This is a genomic window from Rhodococcus sp. C1 (genome assembly GCF_020809065.1).
Lineage (GTDB): Bacteria > Actinomycetota > Actinomycetes > Mycobacteriales > Mycobacteriaceae > Rhodococcus_F > Rhodococcus_F qingshengii.
The window spans coordinates 2611129-2629558 of sequence record NZ_CP078080.1; the positions used below are offsets into that span (position 1 = coordinate 2611129).

21 protein-coding genes are annotated in these 18430 nt (G+C 59.2%); 13 read left to right on the plus strand and 8 right to left on the minus strand.

The genetic code is table 11. The annotated features are described in order from the left end of the window. Window positions 1-42 precede the first annotated feature (42 nt). Together KTR60_RS12050 and KTR60_RS12055 are read left to right on the plus strand one after the other, a co-directional pair. Entirely contained in the window at window positions 43-723 is a 681-nt protein-coding gene (locus KTR60_RS12050; protein WP_024487346.1) for a ribonuclease HII, read from the plus strand. 37 nt (window positions 724-760) lie between these two features. Continuing rightward, window positions 761-1066, plus strand: a complete 306-nt coding sequence (locus KTR60_RS12055) for a DUF2469 domain-containing protein (RefSeq protein ID WP_003942715.1) — start codon at window positions 761-763, stop codon at window positions 1064-1066. A gap of 84 nt (window positions 1067-1150) precedes the next feature. Here KTR60_RS12055 and KTR60_RS12060 read toward each other — a convergent pair whose 3' ends face one another. From KTR60_RS12060 to KTR60_RS12070, 3 genes are all read right to left on the minus strand, one after another. Beyond that, window positions 1151-2332, minus strand: a complete 1182-nt coding sequence (locus KTR60_RS12060) for an RtcB family protein (protein WP_228402176.1) — start codon at window positions 2330-2332, stop codon at window positions 1151-1153. A gap of 97 nt (window positions 2333-2429) precedes the next feature. Next, window positions 2430-2648 (minus strand): hypothetical protein, encoded by a 219-nt coding sequence (locus KTR60_RS12065; protein ID WP_003942716.1) that lies wholly within the window; start codon window positions 2646-2648, stop codon window positions 2430-2432. Window positions 2649-2728: 80 nt separating this feature from the next. Further along, complete coding sequence (locus KTR60_RS12070) at window positions 2729-3736, minus strand: iron-siderophore ABC transporter substrate-binding protein (protein ID WP_225320347.1); 1008 nt, start codon at window positions 3734-3736, stop codon at window positions 2729-2731. A 144-nt stretch (window positions 3737-3880) separates the two neighbouring features. On the opposite strand from KTR60_RS12070, the gene KTR60_RS12075 reads away from it, so the two are divergent. After that, window positions 3881-4687, plus strand: coding sequence for a helix-turn-helix transcriptional regulator (locus tag KTR60_RS12075; RefSeq protein WP_228402177.1), 807 nt, complete (start codon window positions 3881-3883; stop codon window positions 4685-4687). A gap of 115 nt (window positions 4688-4802) precedes the next feature. Here KTR60_RS12075 and KTR60_RS12080 read toward each other — a convergent pair whose 3' ends face one another. Further along, entirely contained in the window at window positions 4803-5537 is a 735-nt protein-coding gene (locus tag KTR60_RS12080; RefSeq protein WP_228402178.1) for a hypothetical protein, read from the minus strand. Window positions 5538-6024: 487 nt separating this feature from the next. Here KTR60_RS12080 and KTR60_RS12085 point away from each other — a divergent pair, with 487 nt between their 5' ends. After that, window positions 6025-6723, plus strand: coding sequence for a DUF262 domain-containing protein (locus KTR60_RS12085; RefSeq protein WP_267133025.1), 699 nt, complete (start codon window positions 6025-6027; stop codon window positions 6721-6723). A 217-nt stretch (window positions 6724-6940) separates the two neighbouring features. On the opposite strand, the gene KTR60_RS12090 is transcribed toward KTR60_RS12085, so the two are convergent. Then, window positions 6941-7429, minus strand: coding sequence for a DUF3846 domain-containing protein (locus KTR60_RS12090; protein ID WP_228402180.1), 489 nt, complete (start codon window positions 7427-7429; stop codon window positions 6941-6943). 530 nt (window positions 7430-7959) lie between these two features. On the opposite strand from KTR60_RS12090, the gene KTR60_RS12095 reads away from it, so the two are divergent. Further along, window positions 7960-8916, plus strand: coding sequence for a hypothetical protein (locus tag KTR60_RS12095; protein ID WP_228402181.1), 957 nt, complete (start codon window positions 7960-7962; stop codon window positions 8914-8916). Between the two features lie 92 nt (window positions 8917-9008). Here the strand turns inward: KTR60_RS12095 and KTR60_RS12100 are convergent, their stop codons facing one another. From KTR60_RS12100 to KTR60_RS12110, 3 genes are all read right to left on the minus strand, one after another. Next, window positions 9009-9959, minus strand: a complete 951-nt coding sequence (locus KTR60_RS12100) for a hypothetical protein (RefSeq protein WP_228402182.1) — start codon at window positions 9957-9959, stop codon at window positions 9009-9011. 926 nt (window positions 9960-10885) lie between these two features. Continuing rightward, window positions 10886-11068 (minus strand): hypothetical protein, encoded by a 183-nt coding sequence (locus KTR60_RS12105; RefSeq protein ID WP_228402183.1) that lies wholly within the window; start codon window positions 11066-11068, stop codon window positions 10886-10888. A 206-nt stretch (window positions 11069-11274) separates the two neighbouring features. Next, window positions 11275-11841, minus strand: coding sequence for a hypothetical protein (locus KTR60_RS12110; protein ID WP_228402184.1), 567 nt, complete (start codon window positions 11839-11841; stop codon window positions 11275-11277). 102 nt (window positions 11842-11943) lie between these two features. On the opposite strand from KTR60_RS12110, the gene KTR60_RS12115 reads away from it, so the two are divergent. The 8 genes from KTR60_RS12115 to dprA all read left to right on the plus strand — a co-directional run bounded on the left by KTR60_RS12115 (window position 11944) and on the right by dprA (window position 18029). Next, window positions 11944-12576 carry a hypothetical protein gene (locus KTR60_RS12115; RefSeq protein ID WP_228402185.1) on the plus strand — a complete coding sequence of 211 codons (633 nt, stop codon included), beginning with the start codon at window positions 11944-11946 and terminating at the stop codon, window positions 12574-12576. A 16-nt stretch (window positions 12577-12592) separates the two neighbouring features. After that, the gene (locus KTR60_RS12120) at window positions 12593-13045 is read left to right on the plus strand and encodes a hypothetical protein (RefSeq protein WP_228402186.1); all 453 of its coding nucleotides are present in this window, start codon (window positions 12593-12595) and stop codon (window positions 13043-13045) included. Window positions 13046-13128: 83 nt separating this feature from the next. Then, window positions 13129-13803, plus strand: a complete 675-nt coding sequence (locus KTR60_RS12125; protein ID WP_228402187.1) for a uracil-DNA glycosylase family protein — start codon at window positions 13129-13131, stop codon at window positions 13801-13803. Window positions 13804-13916: 113 nt separating this feature from the next. Then, a complete protein-coding gene (locus tag KTR60_RS12130) occupies window positions 13917-14459 on the plus strand; it encodes a hypothetical protein (protein WP_228402188.1) in 543 nt (180 codons plus the stop codon). 141 nt (window positions 14460-14600) lie between these two features. Then, window positions 14601-14861, plus strand: a complete 261-nt coding sequence (locus tag KTR60_RS12135) for a hypothetical protein (RefSeq protein ID WP_228402189.1) — start codon at window positions 14601-14603, stop codon at window positions 14859-14861. Between the two features lie 179 nt (window positions 14862-15040). Next, complete coding sequence (locus tag KTR60_RS12140; protein WP_228402190.1) at window positions 15041-15397, plus strand: YraN family protein; 357 nt, start codon at window positions 15041-15043, stop codon at window positions 15395-15397. Then, window positions 15397-16905 carry a YifB family Mg chelatase-like AAA ATPase gene (locus KTR60_RS12145; RefSeq protein ID WP_228402191.1) on the plus strand — a complete coding sequence of 503 codons (1509 nt, stop codon included), beginning with the start codon at window positions 15397-15399 and terminating at the stop codon, window positions 16903-16905. The genes KTR60_RS12140 and KTR60_RS12145 overlap by 1 nt, the downstream gene beginning before the upstream one ends. Then, window positions 16902-18029, plus strand: coding sequence for a DNA-processing protein DprA (gene dprA / locus KTR60_RS12150; protein WP_228402192.1), 1128 nt, complete (start codon window positions 16902-16904; stop codon window positions 18027-18029). Before KTR60_RS12145 ends, dprA begins: the two co-directional genes overlap by 4 nt. Window positions 18030-18430: the final 401 nt, after the last annotated feature.

Below are 18430 nucleotides of genomic sequence, written 5' to 3' on the forward strand. Positions count from 1 at the left end.
ACCGCACACATGGATTCGCGTAGTTCCGAGTAGGCAGAGACAGTGAGTAGTTGGCCCCCTCGCGTTGTCATTCGCAGATCGGCAGGTCTGCGGACGATGGAGTCTGCGTTGGCGCGAACCGGACTCGGTCCGGTGGCCGGCGTCGACGAGGCCGGGCGCGGAGCGTGCGCTGGTCCACTTGTCATTGCAGCGTGTGTCCTGGCGCCGAAACCGCAAGCAGCCCTCGCGCGGCTCGACGATTCGAAGAAGCTGACCGAACGTGCGCGCGAGGAGCTTTTCCCGGCGATCAAGCGCTTGGCGTTGGCGTGGAGTGTCATCTCTGTTCCCGCTGCGGAAGTCGATCAGATCGGCATCCACGTCGCCAACATCGAGGGGATGCGACGAGCAGTTGCGGGCCTCGACCTCGAACCGGGCTACGTTCTCACCGACGGATTCCGGGTTCCGGGTCTGACGGCTCCGTCGCTACCGGTCATCGGCGGTGACGGCGCCGCTGCATGCATCGCCGCGGCGAGCGTTCTCGCGAAGGTGACCCGAGATCGTGTGATGACCGAGATGGACGACACTCATCCGGGATACGGCTTCGCGATTCACAAGGGATACAGCACGCCACTGCACATGGACGCACTCGACGAGCTGGGGCCGTGCCCTGAGCACCGCATGACCTATGCCAACGTGGTGGCTGCGGGAGTCCGGTTGGAACAACGCGCGGGCCGTACGGGATGATGGACGTTCAGACGAACTGGGAGGACTGGCTAAACCGATGAGTGCCGAGGATCTCGAGAAGTACGAAACCGAGATGGAGCTGTCGCTCTACCGTGAATACCGGGACATCGTCGGACAGTTCTCCTACGTCGTGGAGACCGAACGACGTTTCTACCTGGCCAACACGGTCGAGTTGCTGCCCCACAATTCAGACGGGGAGATCTACTTCGAGCTGCGGATGTCCGACGCCTGGGTGTGGGACATGTACCGCCCGGCGCGATTCGTGAAATACGTACGCGTCGTGACCTTCAAGGACGTCAACATCGAAGAGCTGGACAAGCCGGATCTGCGCCTTCCTGACTGATCTGCGCTTGCCGGACTGATCTCGACAACGAAGTGCCCCGCCGATATCGGCGGGGCACTTCGTATTTCGCGGAGTTGTGCGGGGTCAGTTGCCCTTGACGTTCACAATCTGACGCAGCGTGTGTCGAATCTCGACCAAGTCCTTCGCGTCGTCCATCACGACGTCGATGTCCTTGTACGCACCCGGGATCTCGTCGAGGAACGCCGCGGAACGCTTGTATTCGATGCCGACCATTGCCTTGTCGAGATCTTCGATGGTGAAGGTCTTGCGTGCCTGGTTACGTCCGTACACCCGACCCGCGCCGTGGGGGCTGGACTTGAACGACGGTACGTTTCCCTTTCCGACGACGACGTAACTCGCCGTCCCCATCGAACCGGGGATGAGCCCGGGCGTGCCCTCGTCTGCCTTGATCGCACCCTTACGGCTCAGCCACACACCCCTGCCCATGTGGAACTCCTTCTGGGTGAAGTTGTGGTGGCAGTTGATCCGCTCGACTTCGTCGATGATCGCGGGCTTGCCGTCTCCCATGAAATGCGCGAAGTCCTTCACGACGCGGTCCATCATCTCCTCGCGGTTGAGCAGAGCGAAGTGCTGAGCCCAGTTGAGATCGGTGATGTACGAGTCGAATTCGGGTGTCTTCTCGACCAGGTAGGCAAGATCCGGATCGGGAAGGTTGATGTACCACCGCTCGCACAAGTCCTTGGCGATCTTGATGTGATGCTGCGCGAGCTTGTTTCCGATACCGCGGCTTCCCGAGTGCAGGAACAGCCAGACGCCGTCGCTTTCATCGAGTGTCACCTCGATGAAGTGGTTACCAGAGCCCAGCGTTCCGAGCTGAAACCTCCAGTTGTTCTTGAACTTGTCGTAGAAGGCCAGGCGATCGCCCGCCATTGCCTCGAGTTCTGCGATGCGGATTTTCGCCGTGTCGCTCAGCGTCTTGTTGTAGACACCTGCCGAGAGCGGAACGGAGCGTTCGATGCTGTGGCGAAGTACGCTCAGGTCGCGGCCTTGAAGGTCGCGTGCGCTGAACTGGGTTTTGACCGCGATCATTCCGCAGCCGATATCGACTCCGACGGCGGCGGGCATGATTGCGCCTTCCGTCGGAATGACCGAACCCACCGTCGCTCCCGCACCGAGGTGCGCATCCGGCATCAATGCCAGATGTGGACGGACAAAAGGCATCTGGGACGTGCGCAGCGCTTGCTCGCGAGTGTTTTCGTCGAGTATCGATGCCCAGTTCCACAACCTCTTGGTGATCTTCTCCATCAGATTTCTCCCACATAGTTCACAGCCGAACCCATCGGTCCGGTGTGTCGTGCAGGAATGACCATGCGCTCGGTCAGTGGTTGTGTGCAACCCCTTTTCAGGTTCGCAGGCCGTCTGCGAGTTCGTAGATTCGTCCGACGTACTTCTCCTGGAAGGCTTTTCGGGCAGCATCTGCCTGTTGCCGTGCGCCCATCTGGGAGTAGAGGTACTCGAGATGAACCAAACTCTCGCCGATGTCGACGCGTCGCTGGTCGAGAACCGTCAGCTCGTCGACCAGTCGAGCCAGATCTAACGCGGTGTCCGGTACCTCGTCCATGGTGATCCTCGATGTCCGTGAGTGCTTCCTGACCCCGAGGCTAACACTCTTCGAACATATTTTCGATACTGCCCTGTTGTTTACTTCGACAACGTGGCTGTCAGTTGGTCGATGGCATACGGAATGCTCAGGACGGTATTGCCGGACATCGCCGCGCCGACGGGTGGATCTGCGGTGTACCGCACGACTATCGCATTTCCGCTCTTCACGGCGGGTAGTCGCTGGTAGAGCGTGTTGTCGGCGAGGGCTTTCTCTCCCCCCGGATCGGCCATCACGATCAAACGATCAACGGGTTCGAGGATGTCGTATCGCTCGTTCGGCAGCCAGTCGCCGAACTGGTCGCCGACGAATGCGTCGACGGTCGCGGGGAGGGTGAACCCGAGTGACGAGAGGAAAATGCCGCGTGGGTCGTGCGACGAGAACACGTATCCCTCGGGAGTGTCGAGGTTGACGATCGTTGCGGTTTGCCCGGCGAACTCCGGGTGTGCAGCGCGGGCGGCGGCAAACGCGTTTTCGGTATCCGTGATCAGTTGCTGAGCTTGTGGTCCTTTGCCGAGGGCGCGCCCGGCGGTGAGCGTCATGTCGGTCCACGGCGTTGTGTACGCGTCGTAGTCCTTGCTCTGCGCGACAGTCGGCGCAATCGAGGTCAGCTTCTTGTAGGTTTCCGTGTCGATGTCGGCGTACAGCGCGAGGATCAGATCTGGTGCGAGGGAGGCGATTTGCTCGAAGTTGAAGTCTCCGCCGCTGTTGATGTAGGTCGGAGTCTTTCCCTTCCAGTAATCCTTCGTCCACGGCCAGCTTTCATCCATGCCGGACCCCCACCATTCGGCCATGCCTACGGGTTCGACTCCCAAGGCGAGCAGTGGTTCGTGATCGGTGTATCCGAGTGTCACTACCCGCTGCGGTTCGGCATCGATGGTCGTCGAACCCTGTGCGTGCTCGATCGTCACGGGGAATGCGTCGTTGCTCTGGGTCGCTGATGCGGTGTCGACGCCTTGCGAGGTTCCACAGGCGGTCGAGAACCCGATGATCGCGGCCGTCGTGAATAAGGCGGCGAGGATTCGGGTGCTACGTGAGGGCACGTGCATGCTCCTTCGAAGTGGTGGGCGAAGTGATCTGAGTTCCGCGTGAAGTGCTGAACTGGTCGCGTCAGCAATAAAGTGAGGCTAACCTTTGCAAGATCGTCGGTCCATCCTTCAGGATGGACTCGGATACGCCCAGAAAGACGCAAAATGTCCACTATCGAGTACTCGACTCGTCCAAAGTCCTTGCTAGCGCTGCCCGATAGTCGCGGACGGACATTCAAAGATTTTCAGGTCTACACCAACGTCGTCGACGGAGTGACTGCGTACGGAGTTCATCGACACCCCGAGCATCAGATCGCCTGGATGAGTGAAGGGACGATGCAGATCGCTGCCGGAGGCAATGTGTGGCACCTGCACAGCGAGCACTTGGTCTGGTTGCCGGGCACCGTTCTCCACGACATGACACTTCTGACGGAGGGGTGCATGATTGCGGCCTATGCGCGTCCGGATCTACGCCCTGCCGGGCCGCGGTGGACTCAGCCACTTGTTCTCGAAGTCGATGCTCTGTCCGCTCAATTGCTGCGGCATCTCGCCGACCGGACCATCGACGATGCTCGGCGGTTGATGAGTCAGGAGTTGCTCTACGACATTCTTGCTGCCGCGCCCGAACGGCACGACGTCCTCGCGGTTCCTCGCAATGCTGCGGCGAGTTCGGTTTCTGCCCGCATCCTTGCCGATCCGGCAGACTCACGGACGCTGGGGGAGTGGGCGGGCGAACTCGGGGTCAGTTCCAAGACCTTGATGCGAGCCTTTGTCGCCGATACCGGGATTACCTTCGGGCAGTGGAGAACTCGAGCACGCATGTACGCATCACTCGAGATGCTCGCGCGGGGTGAGGGTGTCAATGACGTTGCCCCGCAGGTTGGTTACCGCACCAGCAGTGGGTTCATCGCCGCATTTCGGGAAACCTTCGGTACGACGCCGGCCCGGTACGGCGGAAAGCTGATGCGGTGATTTGCTGATGATTTCTTGAACTCGGTTGACGGCAAAGCTTTGTTCGGCAAAGTAGAAATGGGCCGAGCTACCAGCATCTGCTGGTAGCTCGGCCGATTTACTAATCTGAACTGAGTCAGCTCATGTTGCCGAGCACATTGCCCAAGACACCGCTGATGACATTGGTCATCGACCCCTGCGGGTCGGTCAGGGAGCCGAATACCTGGCCTGATCCGGAGTTGAGTGAGCCGAAGCCCATGTCCTCGAGGCTTCCGGCGCCCGCCTCGACGGGGTTCGGCTGCCGGATGGTGACGCAGACGCCCATCGGATTGATGTTCCAGTCGCCCGCCGCCAGCACAATGTTGGTGCCGGCGCCGCTGTCGAGCTGCGTGCCTACAACTGCGTTATCGGGAACTTTGTAGGTGGTTTCCAAAGCAATGACGCCGCCGCCCGCAGTGGTCCATCCGCCGCCCTTTGCCACCACGGAGTTGTTGCCGACAACGACGGTCTTGGTGACGTCGTCCCACTTCTGGTCGCCGATAAGCCATTTGACGTTCAGGCGAGCCTTGACCAGCTGGAATCCTGCCGGGTGGAAATCGCGGATCTGATTGACGAGGGCTCCGGAACCGGAAACCTTGGTGATGTAGGTGACCGTCTGACCCGCTGCGACCTTGCCGTCGCCGACAACCTCCTTGCTGACGGTATAGGGCGTCCAGACGGAGCCGGGCCAATCGTCGGTGACCGACTGGTTGAGCGCGCAGGCCGGCGCTGCTTGTGCCACCGAAGCACCAAGTCCAACAGTGACGCCGGCGGCGAGGAGAACGAGGGAAGTGGTGGTGGCTACTGCGTGGCGTAGTGAGCGGCGGGCCATGTAGAACTCCATTCAGCGGGGTGCGTGACGGTTTGAACAAAACTGTAACTAGTTCTACTGGACTTTCGTCCAATTTGTGGGGATTTCAGAAATTGTGGTGGTTTTGCCGAATTCCGCAGGCTCTGGGTTGTCAACATGTAGTCCGACTGAGGGCAAGCGGGGGTAGCGATGGCCACGGGAACAGATGGTGGTTTGCTGCACAGCCCTAAGCCGCAGTCGGTTTACAAGTGATATTTGAGAGGCTGTCGCCCGATCAGGGAGCGTGAACCGGACCGGCCTGCTCTCCTCGCGTCGAGGTATTACCGGCCAAGTTGCCCGAAATTGTCGGCGGTGGCAGGCATTATGCCCCAAGGAATATTGGCCGCGTCAGTCCCAGGATTTGTGGCGCCTGGTGTCCGTCGACGCGACGAGCGACGTAGAGAAGGAATATTGATGGAGACCACCGTACTCACCCCGCAGCAGGTGCTTCCTCCCTCAGCATCTGATGGTGCCGCTCTTTCAGCGCCCGTACGTGTGGGAGGAGATGGACCAGTGGCAGCCGCTGTGGCGGGACATCGCAAGATTGGCAGAGATACGCTACCGCGATCCCTATAGCGGTGCGCGACACTTCCTGGGGGCAGTGGTGTTGCAGGCCAACGACGTGGCACACGGATCAACGCCGACGAAGAACGTGATCGACGGGCAGCAGCGGCTTACTAGCCTCCAGCTATTCATTGATGCCACTGCGGCGGTCCTGAGTGAGTTCGGGGTCGACAGCCTCGCGAGACAGCTTGATGACCTCACCCGCAACAGGTCCTATGACGCTGCTGTTGAGCCGACGTTGAAACTGCTGCACACCAACCGCGACCGGGATGCGTTCGTGGAGGTAATGAATGCTGAGCCACCGGTAGATTACGCCGACTTTACGCACTCGGGTTCGTTAATCGTTGGCGCGCACAGGTACTTCTGCCAGACAGTTGCCGGGTGGCTGACAGATTCAGACGGCGAAGTGGACCAAGCGCGTGCCGGTGCGCTGGTGCACGTTCTCTCCGAAGGGCTTCAGATCGTAGTGATCGACTTGAAGGCGCAGGAGAACTCCCAGGAGATATTCGAAACGCTCAATGCTCGCGGCACTCTGTTGACTGCTGCTGACACCTGCCAACGGGCCGTCCACCACGGTGTTCGCTACAGAAGCCGAACTCACTAAGGTGGTCCCGCTCGAAGTCCTCCAGAGGGCGGACGGCACGCGTGGGCGGCGAAAAGGTTGGACGCCGACGACCAGGGATCAGTGATCCGTAACTGACACAACACAACTTCATATGCGCATCCCCGTGTTCGCTTGAGCCAAAAGCTCGTGGACACGGGGATGTTTCCACTTCCGGCCAATTGAAGTGCCTCACTTCCGAAATGGTGGGGCTTTAACTTCACGCTTGGACAACACGTATCTCTGTCACAGACGGGCGTCGTTGAGATAGCTTGATTGCTCTGGTCGCAGCCACGAAGTAGTTATTGAACACACCATCGTTGCCGACCCACTCATCTGTACCGTTCTGCACCTCGAACTTCCACCCGTACATGCCACCGACCGCATCTAGTACCGACTCAGGCACGCTCGTGATGCTTCCGCTTTCATCTGGTTGCCCTGTCACCAGGACGCTGCCGACGATGAAGTCATGTTCGCGCCAGATAGATTCGAGCCACAAGATCGTCGTAGCACGATGATTGATCATGCGCTGCTTGGCCTTACCAAGATCATCGAACCAGATGTTTGCACCGTGTACAGCACTGCTAGCGACATCGAAGCAGCCACCGACTTGCTCTTGTATGAAATCGACATCATTCGGCTCGAACATCACCAGCTCGATCCCTTGGTCGGGATCGGGTGGGATAACCAAGCCCATTATGGGATTCATTTGTTGTCCTCTCGTGAAGTGGTTCACTGCCCATCACTGGTGTGTGGACAGGGGACACGCCACGAGCTTCCAATGAGAGTGCCCGCCACCTGTCGACGGCGGGCGGGTTCTCACGCTGGAACAACGCGAACGCTTTCGACCAATGACCAACACTCAGCCAGTGATACGCCGCCGAAGTACGCTTCCTGCCAATCGGCGAAGGTTCGGTGATTACCGTGCCACCCGTCCTCGTTGATCGTCTTCACCTCTTACTTGTAGGTACTGGTGTTGAAGAGCAGATCAATCAACTCGTCGGGGCAACCTTGAGAGTCGCCTTCATCGTCGGGTCGTCCGGCGAGCACCACATCGCCCGCAATCGCATCCATACCTCGGTACCGATCATTGTGGCACCAGAGTGGGAGCAGTAGTATGCGCTTAGTGAACATGATTTGCAATAGTAAAAAGGCTAGAGTTATCCACAACTGCCGTTCCGCCTAGAACAAGGGTGTCACCTGCGTCGACCTGTCGGCGTGCACCGATATCCTAGAACTATGGGACGAAGCGCAGCCGCCAAGAAGAGGTTGGCCAAGAGGCGGGCCGAGGACATGCAGTACGGGCCGTGGGAACCGGTACCGGACTCCATGCGATTCGTCGAGATCGCACGGCCACCGCTCGCGTTGGTGTACGAGCAGACGCACTCGCGTGTTCACAAGAAGACGGGCACCCGGACAATCAAGTCCAGGGAGTACACGGGTGCGATCCATCCGGTGCAGTTGAAGTTTGACCCGCCACTGCAGGATTTCGCGACGAACCCAAAGGCCTTCAAGTACCACTGGGAACGACTCACGTACCTGTTTGACCTGCCAGAGCCAACAGCGTTCCCAGCGCTGAAGTTCGACGAGGCCGACACAGCGACCCTCGTCAGGTTTGTCGATCACTGCCAACAGCTAGCGGGGTACTCGGCGATCAACGATGGCGGAAGCATCACCTACCAGCGATCGCGCGATAGTTCCGACTGGCAGATGCTCACTGACTTTCCCTCTCACGAGGCATTCACCGGACTCTCTGGAACCTTCCGGCAGCTTCATCACGAGAAGGAGAAGGCCAGCTTCTCCATCGTCTACCGCATCCTTGAGAAGGCGACTAAGCACCTCACGGAGCCCGCAGAAGCGCGGGAAGTTTTGAAGCAATGGGCGACGGTGCATCACCAGCTCAACCAGGAGATGGTCGCGACAATGATCTGCGAGCGCCTGCAGGAGGGTGTGACAGCAAAGAACCCGCCGGTCAGTCTCAAGGGCATAAAGCCAGCAGACATGATCGAGGCTCACAACTACGGCGACAGCTTGCATTGGGGATCAAAGCGAGAGGAGCTGGCTGAGCTACAGAACGACGAGCTGGCTGAGTCCTTCCACAAGAGCTGCTGTATCTCGGCGATGATCCAACTCAGTCATTTCTACTTCGGATTTGCAGTGTTGACCGGTGCCGCGCTCGCAGAACCGGTCTCATGACCTAGGTTCTCGTCTTCAACCTCAGCGTCGTACATGCAGTCCACACCGGTCGCTTCACATGGGGATCGAGCGGGTGAAGTGTACTTCCTGTCTCAGGTTGAGGACGCGGGCGGGGGAGTGATGGCGTTCTTTACCATTGAGTGGACTGAGTAAGCGGTGTACATGAATCCGACGATGCCGAGGTACAGATAGGCGTCGTCTTCCAGATTGTCGGGAAGTGTCTTGACTCCAAACATGATCGCCGCGCCCGCCGAAAACATGATGACGGCAATCATGAGGTGTTTAGCAATCCTGGACGATTTGAACCGCGACCCCGTCTTGGTCAGGGTTTCCTCGCTGATGAGCCCCTGACTAACAAGCTGTTCCTCGATCGACTCGTAGGCCTCTTCGAGTTCGGGGTGCTCGTCGAGGAAGTCCTCGAACGCACCTTCGTCGACATCGTCGAGCACCGAGAAGTCGAAGTCATCGAAGATCTTGCTCTGCTCGAAGGTAGCCCGAAGGCTCTCCATGACGGGAGCCATAGACTTTGTGAAGGTCTCAGCGAACAGCCCGGCCTGACCGTTCATCACGTTGATGCTCTGGATGGTTTCGGTGATGGCAGGGGTGCTGAACACGTTACGAGCAAACTGCTCAGTGGTCACGCTGGTGCCGAGCACGTCGCGCATCATGTTGGTCAGTTCTGGCGTGACGACTGGCTCGAAGCCTTTCATCGTCTCCCTTAGCTCTTGCATCCACGGTGGTGAGGCGAACTGCTGCTTGATGGAGTCGAATTCAGCGAGTCTGTCAATCGTCTTAGCAAGTTCTGGCGTGACCAGATCCATCTTGTAATTGTTCATCTGGTTCATGGATTCCAGAATCGGAGACATCTGCTTCAACATGTCGTTGCGAAACGACTCCAGCGGCCTGACGGCGTTCACCATGCTGTTCATCGCGCTGATTGTGTGGGGGTCAATCTTGTACTGGGGCATCTGAGCCGCAGCTGACGCGGCGGTTGCACGCATCTTTCGGATGGCCTCAGCGTCATACTTGTCCGACGGACCCATGTCGGCCCCCTTCGCTAGCTGTTGAGTGCCAGTTTACGGAGGAGGTCCGACACAAGTTTTGAGCATACGAGTGTCGCCCGGTGAACCTGATTCCTTACGGCGTGTGCGACAGCCACGAAGCCGCTTAGGCATCTGAAACTTCAGCCACTACCTGGAACACTACGATTCCTGACGTTTGGTAGCCACCGGGCACAACGCCGTCCAGTTCGTCTCCCAACAACACCCCTCCTGCCTGAGTTATCCCGTCCCCACACTGCCGACCGCTCGGAGCGTTGTTGGTGTAGATCTGTGTCGACCCAGGCACGTACTAAAGGTGGAACGGCTGGTCGTTCGCACTCTCAAATAAAAGGCTCGACCAGATGGCCGGCGGGCTGGTGTTCTCGCCGACAATAAAGGCAGTGACCAGCGCGTTGGTAGCCATTGGGCTCGGAAGATTGCACAGCGCCCTCGCGCCTCGTGCGACGGCGGTGAGGCCTGCACTGTTGTGGTAGTACAACCGGAGCGCGTACTTATGTCCAACCTCGACACTGAGCCGCGCCTTCCACCCGCCTGCGGTCGTATCGGCTGTGTCTTCGCGATTGCTATAACCCGCTCATCGCCATAATTAGGGTTCACGGAGTGACGGTTGAAGGCAGGATGAGGGGCCTCGTTATTGGTGCTGCTCAGCATGGTTCTCTCAGGTCCGCATGGTGCTCTCAAGTCTTCCGAGATATTGGCGGCTGCCCTGCGTTCAGATCGGCGTACCCAGGCCTTGACTGACTCGTTGACCGCGCCGTCGATTGCCATCTCAGTGGCTTTGTCTAGGGCGTATTGAAAAGCCGCCCCGTACATCTCTTCGATCGTGAACATCCGGCCCATCGCACTTGAAATATGTCGTCTGGATGCTATTGCCAACAGGCTCGTGGCGGGGCGTATGTCATCGAGACCTACTGTGGGTCATCCCGGTGGCCAACTAAGCGGTACTCCCAGAGTCCGTCGCGCAGCCGCACGCTCTCGATGACCCAGCCTTCCTCGCGGAGGTTCTTCAGTCGTGCGCCGAACCGACCGATTCCCATCGACAGGAACTGGTTGCCGGTGGCGCGCCGGTACTTTTTGAGGTATTTGAGCATCGTGGCGCACTGCGAGGCAGGGGAGTGATCCCGGACTAGTGGTTCATCCTGTGGCAACGGTCATCGGTTGCCTCGTTGGACGCAAGAGATGGCGGGGCTGCGCCCGGAGACACCCCTCGCGTTCACCACGTAGCACTTGTTGTCTCCGTCATCGAAGACCGACACTGTATGTCCTACTGAACTACCGTTGATCTCTTCTACGTCACTTACGTTGTAAATGTTCTTTCGATGACGCTGATTATCACGATGAACACGAACCCAACGGCGATCGTTGCGATGGTGGCGACTCGTGTCGACTGCGCGTACCTGGTTACTAGGTCGTGGTAGACATTTAAACGCTTGCGATTGTCTTGCCAGAGTGAGTCAAAGTCTGTGGAGTTGGTGACTGGGTCACTTTGGATTTGCGCGAGGGCTTGAAGTGTTTGGTTGCGAGTTATGTTCCCTTCGCCGATTGTCCGCCGCGCTATTACCCAGACAGTAAGACCGCTGGCGATAGCGAGGAAGAGGACAAACCTGACGGTGTCGTTTTTGAATATGCCGTCGTAGTCTGTAGCGCGATAAGTAGAGCCAATCGGTAGCGGCAAGACACCGCCGTCTATGACTATGAGCACCAGTGGCGCGATAAGTACAACCGCACCAATCAAGGCGACTAGTTGCTGATTTCTACCAAGACCGACCACCGATCGTGTCGCTCGTGATCGATGGTGTCTTACGGTTGCGGTTTCGATGATGTGACGCCGTTCAGACGCGTCGAAGTCGTCCTGCTCAGGCATGCGTACATCAAACACCACACACGGGCGTACTTGCCGATCACCTACAGGTACGTCCAACCTTGGGGCATCTGTCTGTCAGCCTCGTGTGTGACCATCATCTGTATGGACCCAACCGCCGACAACGTCACTCGCTTGATCGCGCACATCAACGCCCTCGGTCTCGAGCCCAAAGAGGAGGAGCGGAAGTGGGGCCACATGGGTGCGCTCATCACTGACGCTGCACTCCAGCCGCGGACGAATTACCAGACGACCGTGTGGCCACGCGCAAACAAGGTGTGGAGGGAGTGGCCAGACGCGGACACGTTGAGCGGCTTCCTCAAGCGACTCGATGCGGAAGACTTGCCCTCGTTCCTCAAGTGGCGGCGCTCGTCTCCCAAGTTGCCGAAGATTCAACACACTGCCATGGCACTGGATGAACTTGGCGTAGAGACGGTTGCGGATCTGGCCACTAGGTTCCGTGATCCAGTCCTGGAGGCGGAGACGCGGAAGACGCTGAGGCGTGTGAAGCATGTCGGGCCGAAGACGCTGGACTACATCGCTATCCTTACCGGGTCCAACAACCACGTCGCCGTCGACCAACATGTCCAAGCGTTCGTGGCAGATGCCGGCGTCCCTGGCCTGGACTACGACTCAATCGGTTCGCTCGTGAAGGCGACCGCTGACGAGATGGGCTTCAGCCCCGGAGCTCTGGACGCTGCGATCTGGAACCACATGAGCACGCGGGGCAAGGCTTGATCGGCATACTCAAACTATGGAGCTGACGAACACAATTCCCAACGTTAAGCCGGGGCAGTCCCTCTACATCGGCCGGCCGCATTCAAGGGACTGGCGGGAGGCGCTGAAGGATCACTGGGAAGTGATGGCCGGCGGAGCCCCGAAATCGGTCTGGGTCGTTCCTGAGTGGACCTTCAAGAAGGGCGACATCCTCGTGACCTACATGCAGACGCGTCCCTCGATGGTTGTGTTTGTCGATCGTTTCACTGAGGACGCAGCCGAGTGGCAGGACTACATACCGTCGGACACCTTGGCGCTGTTCAAGCACGGCATTCCGCTCGGAGTCGTCGCCGAGCACACGGGCATCGATCTGAGTCAGCGGTTCAAGCTCGATGAATCCGAGGCGAGAGCCGTGCTCAAGGTGTTGCGCCGGGAGCACAAGGCCGACGTCGGCGTGTTCGGCGACAGCAGGATGGCGGATCTGATCTAGCGATCTGGTTGCAACCCTGTACGGACGACGGACTTACACCGCACACTGTCGGTGGGCCGAGCTGTCAGATCAACTCGGCACTCGTGACGGTTTACAACAAGCTCGCGTACCAGCGCGGTGAGCTGCTGAGTAAGCAACATGCCCCGCGCAACGTAGAAGCCCGGCTTGCATGCCGATTCAACGGCGAAGTAGGTCGTCTGAACAAGTGGGTCGAAGAGGTGCGAGCCGAGACCAGCGAGTCAATTCCGTACCTGGACTCCGACGCCGCACGCAAGGGTGTCCGCATACTCATGCTCTTCCAAGACCCGTCGGGAGCTGCCGAGGGTGACTCCGGCTTCATCAGCAAACTCAACAACGATCCAACGGCGCGCAACTACTACGGGGCCACCGAGGCAGCCGGAGGCCCATACGACATCACGTTGAACTGGAACGTCGTGCCGTGGTGGTCGACGGACAACCCGCTGTTCCCAGCTCGCACAGTGAGCAAGGAGGCTCCGCGTGCAGCGCCGTACCTCGTCGACTTCATCCGGCTGTTGAGTGAGCCGCCCCGCGTACTGGTGTTGTCAGGGGACAAGGCGCAGAAATCATGGGATCGGATTGCTTCGAAGATCGATGCTGAAGTAATCCGTAACACCGTTATCCTCAGGTGCCCACATCCGAGTCCGTTGTCCTACAACGCCACCAACAGCGGTGACGGTCGCAAGAACTACCTGCACATCATCGAGACGTTCCGGGAGGCTGCGAGGATCGCGGGCTAGTTGCTCGGGTGCTCCGAAGAAGTTGGGTAATCGGTCGGTGCCCGCAAGTAGAGTCCTGAGCATGACTCCTGGCAGGACGACCCCGCCGTTCGCCCTCATGTCCGAGGTGTCGCGTGGTTACTAGTAGGAGAGGTTCGTTCGAGTGGGACGACGATAACCTGATTCCCGGCAACAGTAAGGACGGCGGGCTTCACAACAACCTTTACGACTCTGACGGCAAGCTCAAAGGGAGTGCCAGATTCATCCCGGATGACGAGCCTGACCCCGTGGTGGTCAACAAGCCGACCAATACGCACGGCAAGGCACATGCGCGGCGGCAAGTCCATCAGGGACGGCGAGTCCGTGTTCAGGGAGAAGTAGTCGAGTTTCTCGCCGATATCGTGAAGGGCGCGGCCAAGGAGCTCGTCATTGAGGCAACGCCCCACGTGAGAAGGTTGTGGGAGGAGAAGGCTCTCCCTGTCATCGAGGCACGACGCGCAGAGGCAGTGCACGACGCCAAGCTGTTGTGGGACGAGAAGGCCATGCCAATTATTGAACGACAAGTTGTACGACAACGCGAAAAGTTGGCGGCCCGCAAGACGAACAAGGCCGCAGCCAAACAACCCATCGTGATTGAGGGCGAGGTCGTTCCCAATGAAGAGCGACGCGATCGGTAATGGTGGGAACGACACCTGCTAATTCGTAAGGTGCCGGTAGTCTGGCGTTACTAACTCATCCACACCCGTTTATGAAATTCTTGTAATAAAAAGCACTATAGCGCATACTAGCACCGAAATATAAGCGGAGACAACTGAATAATGAATAACCAAATCAATCTAATAGCGAAGCTTCCCAGCAGCAAGAAGCTCATCCTCGCCGCAAGTACCGGCCTCGTAGTACTCAGCACTTCATCCGTCCTAGCCTTTAACGGCTTACTCAGCACTGGTGCCAGTGACACCGCCGTCGATGTGAAGGTCGAAGACCACGACAATCGCATCACCAAGAATGAGCAGGACATCGCCGAGACCAAGGATCGTGTCGGCCAGGTCGAAGATCTGCTGGCAATCGGCTTGTGGTGATTGATCTTTGCCGGGCAGAGCCGTGCTCAGGGTCCGGGCCAGGGGGAGTTCATCCACAGGTTCTGGGTTGTCAACAGGTTGGTTTTGGGTGGCTTGGTTTGGTGGTGGTGGGTTGAGGGTGGTGTTGGGACGCGTTTCGTATGGGCGGGCGCGCGGTCGTGTGAGTGGTGGGGGCTGCGATGGCGAGGAATATGGCGTTGGGTGCTCGGGGCGAGGATGTGGCTGTCGAGTTCCTGATCGATGCGGGTTTGGAGATCGTTGAGCGTAATTGGCGTTGCCGGTATGGCGAGTTGGATGTTGTTGCGACGTCCGGTGATCGAATTGTGTTCGTGGAGGTGAAGACTCGCTCTGGTGTCGGGTACGGGAGTCCGGCGGAGTCGGTGACGTTCGCGAAGCAGCGTCGGATTCGGGTGCTGGCGATGCAGTGGCTCACTGATTCGGGCCGGTCGTGGTCGAGGGTGCGTTTCGATGTGGTGGCCGTGTTGATCGGCCGCGACGGTGAGCCTTCGGTCGAGCATTTTGTGGATGCGTTCTGATGGCGTTGGGGCGGGCGCATTCTGTTGCGGTCAGTGGTGTGGACGGGCAGATCGTGGAGATCGAGGCGGATATCGGGCGCGGGTTGCCTGCGGTGCATTTGGTGGGGCTGCCTGATACGGCGTTGCACGAGTCGCGTGATCGGATTCGGGCCGCGGTGACCAATTCTGGTGAGGAGTGGCCGGATAGCAAGGTGATTTTGGCGTTGTCGCCGGCGACATTGCCGAAGGTGGGCAGTGTTTACGATTTGGCTTTGTCGTTGTCGGTTCTCGATGCGGCGAAGAAGTTGCCGCGGAAGTTGTTGCGGGAGACTGTCTTTTTGGGGGAGTTGGCGCTCGACGGTCGACTGCGGACGGTGCGTGGCGTGTTGCCTGCGGTGCTTGCGGCGAAGCGGGCGGGGTGGGGGACTGTGGTGGTTCCGACTCGGGCGTTGGCTGAGGCGGGCTTGGTGAAGGGGATCGAGGTGTTGGGTGCCGATGATTTGTCTGCGGTGATCGGCTGGTTGCGTGGGGAGTTGGCGCTGGCTGTTCCTGATGTTTTCGAGCGTGCTGGTGTGGTGGCGGTGCGGGATTTGAGTGAGGTTGTCGGGCAGACGGATGCTCGGTGGGCGATCGAGGTTGCTGCGGCGGGTGCGCATCATTTGATGTTGACGGGTCCGCCGGGGATCGGGAAAACGATGTTGGCGCAGAGGCTTCCGGGGATTCTTCCGCCGTTGACGGAGGGGGAGTCGTTGGAGGTGACGGCGATTCATTCGGTGGCGGGGGTGTTGCCGGAGGATCGGCCGTTGATCGATATGCCGCCTTTCATTGCGCCGCATCACAGTTCGTCGGTCAGTTCGCTGGTGGGTGGTGGTAGTGGGATGGCTCGTCCTGGTGCGGTCAGCCGCGCCCATCGCGGCGTGCTGTTTCTCGACGAATGTGCCGAGATCGGGGTGAAGGTGCTCGAAGCGCTACGCACGCCACTCGAAGACGGGGAGGTGCGAATCGCCCGGCGGGACGGAGTTGCCCGATACCCGGCGCGGTTCCAGCTGATCCTGGCCGCGAATCCGTGCCCATGCGCGCCGCCGCGAGACGCGGACTGCGTCTGCGCACCCGCGGCGCGTCGCCGTTACCTGGGGAAATTGTCTGGCCCGTTGTTGGACCGAGTCGACATCAGGGTCCGGATGCAGGCGGTAGCAACCGGAGCGCTGATCGACGAAGTGGGGGAAAGCACCAGCGATGTTCGTGCGCGCGTGGCGGCGGCTCGAGACACTGCAGCCCAGCGGTGGAGTGAGTACGGGTGGCGGACCAACGCGGAGGTACCAGGGCCGGCGTTGAGACAGAAGTTCAGACTCTCGCGTGCAGCGCTGGCGCCGGTGGAACGGGCGCTGCGTAAAGGTGTCATCACTGCTCGTGGGGCGGACCGAGCGTTGCGGGTTGCCTGGAGTGTCGCCGATCTGGCAGGTGAAGCGATGCCCGGACCAGACCAAGTTGTCACCGCACTCGACTTTCGAGACAGGGGATTCCAATGACTGCACACGATCCACGACTACTCGCTTGGGCATATCTGTCCCGCGTCGTGCAGGGCCCTAGCGCATATATGTCCATGTTGATCGGCGAGCTCGGGGTCGAAGAAACTGCGAGGGCGGTTCGCAACGGCGATCTGCCACCCGCGATCGAGGAGAAGACGCGAGCCCGCGCTCACATCGACACAGCCCAACGAGACCTCGACCTGATGGAGGCGATGGGTGGCAGACTCGTTACACCGAACTGCGCCGATTGGCCGGCGTGGCGAATGCTTTCCTTTGACGGACTCGATCCCTCCGGGGGTGAGACGGCACCATTTGTGTTGTGGGTGTTGGGGTCCGGGGATTTGGTTGATCTGACCGAGAGATCGGTTGGAATTGTGGGCACGCGGGCATCTACTGCGTACGGCGAACACGTGACGGCAGAGATTGCCGGTGACCTGGCTGTCGACGGATGGACCGTGATTTCCGGGGCGGCCTTCGGTATCGACGGGGCCGCGCACCGCGCTGCATTGGGCGTAGGTGGAACCACACTGGCTGTCTTGGCCTGTGGCGTGGATCGAGCGTATCCGTCAGGGCATGCGCGACTACTCAAACAGATAGCGAGTTCGGGTGCAGTGATAAGTGAATATCCGCCGGGCACTACACCTGCAAAGTTCCGGTTTCTGGCAAGGAATCGACTGGTAGCTGCGTTGTCGGACGGAGTAGTGGTGGTCGAGGCGGGTTGGCGCAGTGGTGCACGCAATACCGCCAATTGGGCTCGGAAGTTAGGCCGTCCCGTGATGGCGGTGCCCGGACCGGTTACCTCGGCATCGTCGACCGGATGCCACCGGATGATCCGAGAAGGTGAAGCGCAACTCGTTTCCAATGCCGTGGATGTAGTCGAAGCGTCAGGCCCATTTGGTGTCGGGGATTCCGCGGAGGATGCGGCCGCGACGCGTGACATCGACGCATTGCGAGGCAATTCTCGATTGGTATACGAAGCATTGCCGGGAACGGGGTCTCGCAGTACGCGTGAGTTGTCCGAGGAATCGGGATTGCTCATAGCTCAGGTTCGTGCCACTCTTCCTCTGCTCGAACTGGAGGGATTTGCAAGTTCTGATTCCAGTGGTTGGTTTCGGACGCGGTAGTACGTGAACTACTTCTGCGCCCGTCAGACCATACGTGGCGATGCTCACTAATCGTTTGCGAAGACCGCGAATCGTCGATACCTGCAGCGCATCGGAAATGGCACGTCAGGGCTATTTTTCACGAATTTGCTCGACTGTGTGCAATGTAATTCTCGATGCGTTTCGCCGACCCGACCTGCAAGTTCGACGGGTCTCAGGAAAGCCTCAGGTCAATGTGCATGGAAGTCCGATTAGTCTGGATCACGATGACGGCGGGCATTGATTGACACCCGGCATCCGAGGGATGAATGTGCAGAATTTTCAGGGTCGTGTTCGGTCGAGGCAATGCCGCTAACCCGCTGCTAATTCGGACCATTGAGTCTGTTCGGAAACGGTGAAGGCTTTCGAACTTCTTTTGTTCA